Origin of the sequence: Intestinibacter sp. (assembly GCF_022780145.1) — a bacterium.
Classification (GTDB): Bacteria; Bacillota; Clostridia; order Peptostreptococcales; family Peptostreptococcaceae; genus Intestinibacter.
This window is the reverse complement of the sequence record NZ_JALEXO010000173.1, coordinates 1-6941: the sequence shown is the minus strand read 5'-3', so window position 1 is coordinate 6941 and position 6941 is coordinate 1. Positions and strand designations below refer to the sequence as shown.

Here is a 6941-nt window from a genome sequence, read left to right as displayed (position 1 = left end):
TGTTGATATTGTGATTCCTCTTTCTCTTTCTTCTGGAGCTTTATCTATGTTAGCGAAATCTACAGCTTCTCCTAATTGATATCTGTCATATAATGTTTTTGTTATTGCAGCTGTTAATGTAGTTTTACCGTGGTCAACGTGGCCGATAGTTCCTATATTAACATGTGGTTTAGTTCTTTCGTATTTAGCCTTAGCCATTTGAATTACCTCCTAATGTTTTTATAAAATTTATATATTTTCTATAAGACGAGGAAAAATCCTCGTCTCTTATTTTTTTAATTAATTATTATCTACCTTCTGATATTTTTTTAGCTACGTTAGCTGGAACTTGTTCGTAGTGGTCAAATATCATAGTGTAAGTAGCTCTACCTTGAGTAGTAGATCTTAATTCAGTTGAATGACCGAACATTTCTGAAAGTGGACCAAATGCATTTATAACTTGTGCACCACTTCTAGCTTCCATACCTTGGATTAAACCTCTCTTAGAGTTTATTCCACCCATAACGTCACCCATGTATTCTTCTGGAGTAACAACTTCAACTTTGAAGTAAGGTTCAAGTAATACTGAATCACCTTTCTTTAAAGCTTCTTTCATAGCCATTGAACCAGCCATTTTGAATGCCATTTCTGATGAATCGACTTCATGGTAAGAACCATCGTATAATTCAACAGCAACGTCAACTACAGGATATCCTGCAACAACACCTGATTGCATAGCACCTTGTATACCCATATCAGTTGGTCCAACATATTCTTTTGGAACAGATCCACCAACAGTTTTGTTTTCGAATGAGTATCCAGCACCTGGTTCTTGTGGGCTAACTCTAAGTTTAACGTGTCCGTATTGTCCTCTACCACCTGATTGTTTAGAATATTTGTATTCTACATCAACTGGTTTAGTTATAGTTTCTCTGTAAGCAACTTGTGGAGCACCAACATTTGCTTCAACTTTGAATTCTCTTAATAATCTGTCTACTATGATTTCTAGATGTAATTCACCCATACCACCGATTATAGTTTGTCCAGTTTCTTCATCAGTTCTAACTCTGAAAGTAGGGTCTTCTTCAGCTAATTTTTGAAGAGCTATACCCATTTTTTCTTGAGCAGCTTTTGATTTTGGTTCGATAGCTACGTCGATAACTGGTTCAGGGAATTCCATAGATTCAAGTATTATTGGATGATCTGGATCACATAAAGTATCTCCAGTTGTAGTATCTTTTAAACCTACTGCAGCAGCTATATCTCCTGCATAAACTTCAGTTATTTCTTTTCTTGTGTTAGCATGCATTTGTAGGATACGTCCTATTCTTTCTCTCTTGTTCTTAGTTGCATTTAATACATAAGAACCAGATTCTAAAGTACCAGAGTAAACTCTGAAGAACGCTAATTTACCTACGAATGGGTCAGTCATTATTTTGAATGCTAATGCTGAGAATGGTTCTTCATCAGATGAATGTCTTTCATCTTCAGTTCCATCTGGTAATACACCTTTTATAGCAGGTATATCAGTTGGAGCTGGTAAGTAATCTATAACTGCATCTATAACAGGTTGAACACCTTTATTTCTGTAAGCAGTACCACAGAATACTGGGTTCATTTCACAAGCTATAGTAGCTTTTCTTATAGCACCTTTTATTTCTTCTTCAGTTAATTCTTCACCTTCAAGATATTTCATCATTAAGTCTTCATCAGTTTCTGCAACTGCTTCAACTAATTTTTCTCTCCATTCAGCAGCTAATTCTTGCATATCTTCTGGTATTTCTGTTTCGTCCATAACAGTACCTAGGTCATCTTCATAGATTATAGCATCCATTTTTATTAAGTCTACTACACCTTTGAAAGTGTCTTCTTTACCTATTGGTAATTGAAGAGGAACTGCATTAGAACCTAATCTTTCTTTCATCATTTCTACAACGTTGTAGAAGTCTGCACCAAGTATATCCATTTTGTTAACGAATGCTATTCTTGGTACTCTATAAGTTTCAGCTTGTCTCCATACATTTTCAGATTGAGGTTCAACCCCACCTTTAGCACAGAAAACAGCTACTGAACCATCTAGAACTCTAAGAGATCTTTCAACTTCAACTGTGAAGTCTACGTGCCCTGGTGTATCTATTATGTTTATTCTGTGATCTTTCCAAGTTGTAGTTGTTGCAGCAGAAGTTATTGTTATACCTCTTTCTTTTTCTTGTTCCATCCAGTCCATTTGAGAAGCTCCTTCATGAGTTTCTCCTATTTTATGTGTACGCCCAGTATAGAACAGGATTCTTTCTGTAGTAGTTGTTTTACCTGCATCTATATGAGCCATGATTCCTATATTTCTAGTTCTTTCCAAAGGAAAATTTCTAGCCATGGTTATCCTCCTTAGATATCCTCTAATATTTCTTAAATTCTAACTAAATCCTGGTATTAGGGCCAAATTAGAATCTGTAGTGAGCAAATGCTTTATTTGCTTCAGCCATTTTATGAGTGTCTTCTCTCTTCTTAACTGATGCTCCTGTATTATTTGCAGCATCCATTATTTCTCTCGCAAGTTTTTCTACCATACCTTTTTCTCCACGAGCTCTTGTGTATCTTACTAACCATCTTAAACCTAAAGTTTGTCTTCTTTCTGGTCTAACTTCTATTGGAACTTGGTAGTTAGCTCCACCAACTCTTCTAGCTTTTACTTCTAAAACTGGCATTATATTATCCATTGCTTTGTTGAATACTTCTAAAGCGTCTTCTCCAGTTTTTTCAGCTATTATATCAAAAGCATCATAAACTATTTTTTGTGCTTTTCCTTTTTTTCCGTCTATCATTAAATTGTTTATTAATTTTGTAACTACCTTACTTCCGTATACTGGATCTGGTAATACATCTCTCTTTGGAACATTACCTTTTCTTGGCATTTTGCTTCCCTCCTTAATTATTTTTATCTTAAATCATCGGTACTCGACATATTATCACAATGCCGTATGCCATAAATATATATATATTTAAAGCACCGCACTATAATATTTCAATTTCGATTTAGTGTTTTATTTTTTAGCAGCTTTTGGTCTCTTAGCACCATATTTAGATCTTGCTTGCATTCTCTTATCAACACCAGCAGTATCTAATGTACCTCTTAATATGTGGTATCTAACCCCTGGAAGGTCTTTAACTCTTCCTCCTCTTATAAGAACAACACTATGTTCTTGTAAGTTGTGTCCTTCACCTGGTATATAAGCAGAAACTTCTATTCCGTTTGTTAATTTAACTCTGGCAACTTTTCTTAAAGCTGAGTTTGGTTTTTTAGGAGTAACTGTTTTTACTGATGTACAAACTCCTCTTTTTTGTGGTGAACTTGCATCAGTTGTTTTTTTGTTTAAAGAATTGTAACTCTTTTGTAATGCTGGAGCAGTAGATTTTTTAACTGAATCCTTTCTACTCTTACGAACTAATTGGTTAATTGTTGGCATCATCTGCACCTCCTTCTTCTAAAATTTCGATCTTAAAAATGATCGCCAACTAAATCGGATATTCCTACCGATTTCCGTAGTTAAATGTTCGGTACATACACAAACATTTAATAGCTTGGTACTTAATAGTTCTTTAATTATATTAAAGCTTATTTAAAAGTTTACCCTGAACAGTATCCAAAGTAAACTTTTAAATTCGCACTTTTATATTTTAACATCACATACGGCTGATGTCAAGAATGTTTATATAACAATTCTTATAAAGATTCTTGATCTATTTTTTGAACCGCTATGTTTCTATATTTTTTCATTCCTGTTCCTGCTGGAATTAATTTACCTAATATAACATTTTCTTTAAGTCCTATTAGATGGTCTTCTTTTCCTTTTATAGCAGCTTCTGTTAATACCCTAGTTGTTTCTTGGAATGATGCTGCTGATAAGAATGAATCTGTAGCAAGAGACGCTTTTGTTATACCAAGTAAAACTCTCTTAGCAACAGCTGGTCTTAATCCTTTTGCTTCAGCTTCTTCATTGCATTCTTGGAATGTTAATACATCTTCATAACCTCCTGGTAATAAATCTGTATCTCCTGGATCTTCAACTTTAACCTTAGATAGCATTTGTCTTACAATTACTTCTATATGTTTATCGTTTATATCAACCCCTTGAAGTCTATAAACTCTTTGAACTTCTTTTACAATGTAGTCTTGAACTCCACCTATACCTTTGACTCTAACTATATCATGTGGATTTATAGAACCTTGAGTAAGTGGGTCCCCAGCTTCAACACGTTGACCTTGTTTTACTTTTAATCTTGAACCATATGGTATTTGGTAAACTTCTCTTTCGCCTTCATCTGGTATTACTACAACTTCTTTTCTCTTTCCTGTTTCGTCTATTTCAACTCTACCTGAAATTTCTGTGATTGTAGCTAAACCTTTTGGTTTTCTAGCTTCAAATAGCTCTTCAACCCTTGGAAGCCCTTGAGTTATATCTCCACCGGCAACCCCACCTGTATGGAATGTACGCATTGTAAGCTGTGTACCTGGTTCACCGATTGATTGAGCTGCTATTATACCTACAGCTTCACCGATATTAACTTCTTTACCAGTGGCTAAGTTTCTACCATAACATTTAGAACATACACCATGATGAGTTTTACAGTTAAGAACTGTTCTTATATTAACTTTTTCGATACCAGCTGCTACTATAGCTTCTGCATCATCTTCTTGTATCATAGTGTCTGCTTCTACTAATACTTCTCCAGTTTCTGGATGTACTATAGGATCTATAGTATATCTACCAACTATTCTATCGTATAAATCTTCTATTGATTCATTTCCATCTGTTATTGCAAATATTTCTGTTGTTTCTGTTGTTCCACAGTCATAATCTCTAACTATTACATCTTGGCTGACGTCAACAAGTCTTCTTGTTAAGTAACCTGAATCGGCTGTACGAAGGGCTGTATCGGCTAACCCTTTTCTAGCACCATGTGAAGATGTGAAGTATTCCATAACTGATAGCCCTTCACGGAAGTTAGATTTAACTGGGATTTCAACTGTTTTACCAGATGCATTGGCCATAAGTCCACGCATTCCTGCTAACTGTCTTATTTGGTTCTTAGAACCTCTGGCTCCTGAATGCGCCATTATATAAATGTTGTTCATTCTTTCAAGTCCATCCATTAAGGCATCTGTAACTTTTTCAGTTGTCTTAGTCCAAGTTTCTATAACTTTTTCATATCTTTCTTCATCAGAGATTAAACCTCTTCTGAATACTTTTTCGTATTTTTCAACTTGATCTTCAGCAGCTTTTATTAAAGCTGGTTTACATTCTGGTATCTTCATATCTGCAACTGCAACTGTTATACCACCTATAGTAGAATATTTAAATCCTAATGATTTTATGTGGTCTAAAACTTCAGCAGTTATAGTGTTTCCATGTTTTCTGAAACATTTATCTATGATTTTACCTAAAGCTTTTTTATCAACTAAATAATTTATTTCTAATCCAAATGGATCTTCTTCTCTATTAACAAATCCTAAATCTTGAGGTATGTTTTCATTGAATATGAATCTACCTACTGTACTTTCTGTAATACCGACTCTACCGTCAGCTAATTTAACTCTCATTCTTACTGTTGCATGTAATTCAACTGCTTTAGTTTGATAAGCCATCATTAACTCGTTAAAGTCTTTGAATACTGTTCCTGTTCCTTTTTCTCCACCTTGAGATTCTATAGTTAAGTAATAACATCCTAGAACCATATCTTGAGATGGAGTAGTTATTGGAGAACCATCTTTTGGAGCAAGTATATTATTTACAGAAAGCATTAAGAATCTAGCTTCTGCTTGTGCTTCTACTGATAAAGGTACATGGACAGCCATTTGGTCACCGTCGAAGTCAGCATTATATGCTGTACAAGCTAGTGGATGTAGTCTTATAGCTTTACCTTCAACTAAAACTGGTTCAAATGCTTGTATACCTAATCTATGAAGAGTAGGAGCACGGTTAAGTAGTACTGGATGGCTCTTAATTACTTCTTCAAGAACATCCCATACTTCTGGTTTTACTTTTTCTACTAATGATTTAGCACTTTTTATATTATGTGCATAGCCTTCTTTAACTAATTTATCCATTACGAATGGTTTGAATAATTCAAGAGCCATTTTTCTTGGAAGGCCACATTGATAGAATTTAAGGTCTGGTCCAACAACTATAACTGAACGTCCTGAATAGTCAACACGTTTACCAAGTAAGTTTTGACGGAAACGACCTTGTTTACCTTTAAGCATATCTGATAAAGATTTTAATGGTCTATTTCCTGGACCTGTAACTGGTCTACCTCTTCTACCATTGTCTATTAAAGCATCTACTGCTTCTTGAAGCATTCTCTTTTCATTTCTAACTATGATGTCTGGAGCTCCAAGTTCTAATAATCTTTTTAATCTGTTGTTTCTGTTTATAACTCTTCTGTATAAGTCATTTAAGTCAGAAGTAGCAAATCTACCACCGTCTAATTGAACCATAGGTCTTAAATCTGGTGGAATTACTGGAATAGCTTCTAGTATCATCCATTCAGGTTTATTTCCTGATTTTCTGAATGCTTCAACTACTTCTAATCTTCTTATTGTTCTAACTCTCTTTTGACCTGTACTGTCTTTTAAATCATCTCTTAATGCTTTACTTTCTTGTTCTAGGTCAATTTTCATTAATAATTTTTTGACTGCTTCAGCACCCATACCAACTTCAAAAGTATTTCCGTATTTTTCATAATTACTTCTATATTCTTTTTCTGTTAGTAATTGTTTTTCGTTTAATCCAGTTTCACCTGGATCTATAACTACATATGAAGCAAAGTATAGTATTTTCTCTAGAGATCTTGGTGACATATCAAGTAAAAGTCCCATTCTACTTGGGATACCTTTGAAGTACCAGATATGAGACGTAGGAGCTGCAAGCTCTATATGTCCCATTCTTTCTCTTCTTACTTTA

5 protein-coding genes are annotated in these 6941 nt (G+C 34.5%); all 5 read right to left on the bottom strand.

Annotation, left to right across the window (positions count from 1 at the left end; translation table 11 throughout):
* A partial coding sequence (locus MR593_RS06910) for a GTP-binding protein (RefSeq protein WP_290691227.1) occupies nt 1-198 on the bottom strand: 198 nt, incomplete at its 3' end.
* Nucleotides 199-286: 88 nt separating this feature from the next.
* Nucleotides 287-2353 (bottom strand): elongation factor G, encoded by a 2067-nt coding sequence (gene fusA / locus MR593_RS06905; RefSeq protein ID WP_290691225.1) that lies wholly within the window; start codon nt 2351-2353, stop codon nt 287-289.
* 67 nt (nt 2354-2420) lie between these two features.
* Entirely contained in the window at nt 2421-2891 is a 471-nt protein-coding gene (rpsG, locus tag MR593_RS06900; protein WP_290691223.1) for a 30S ribosomal protein S7, read from the bottom strand.
* A gap of 129 nt (nt 2892-3020) precedes the next feature.
* Nucleotides 3021-3443: a 30S ribosomal protein S12 gene (gene rpsL, locus MR593_RS06895; RefSeq protein WP_290691228.1), complete on the bottom strand. Its 423-nt coding sequence runs from the start codon at nt 3441-3443 to the stop codon at nt 3021-3023.
* Between the two features lie 257 nt (nt 3444-3700).
* Nucleotides 3701-6941, bottom strand: a 3241-nt coding sequence (gene rpoC / locus MR593_RS06890; RefSeq protein ID WP_290691220.1) for a DNA-directed RNA polymerase subunit beta', incomplete at its 5' end; no start/stop codon positions are given.

Coding starts and splice junctions, on each gene's coding strand:
- fusA (WP_290691225.1), bottom strand. CDS start 2,353: ATGGCTAGAAATTTTCCTTTGGAAAGAACTAGAAATATAGGAATCATG.
- rpsL (WP_290691228.1), bottom strand. CDS start 3,443: ATGCCAACAATTAACCAATTAGTTCGTAAGAGTAGAAAGGATTCAGTT.
- rpsG (WP_290691223.1), bottom strand. CDS start 2,891: ATGCCAAGAAAAGGTAATGTTCCAAAGAGAGATGTATTACCAGATCCA.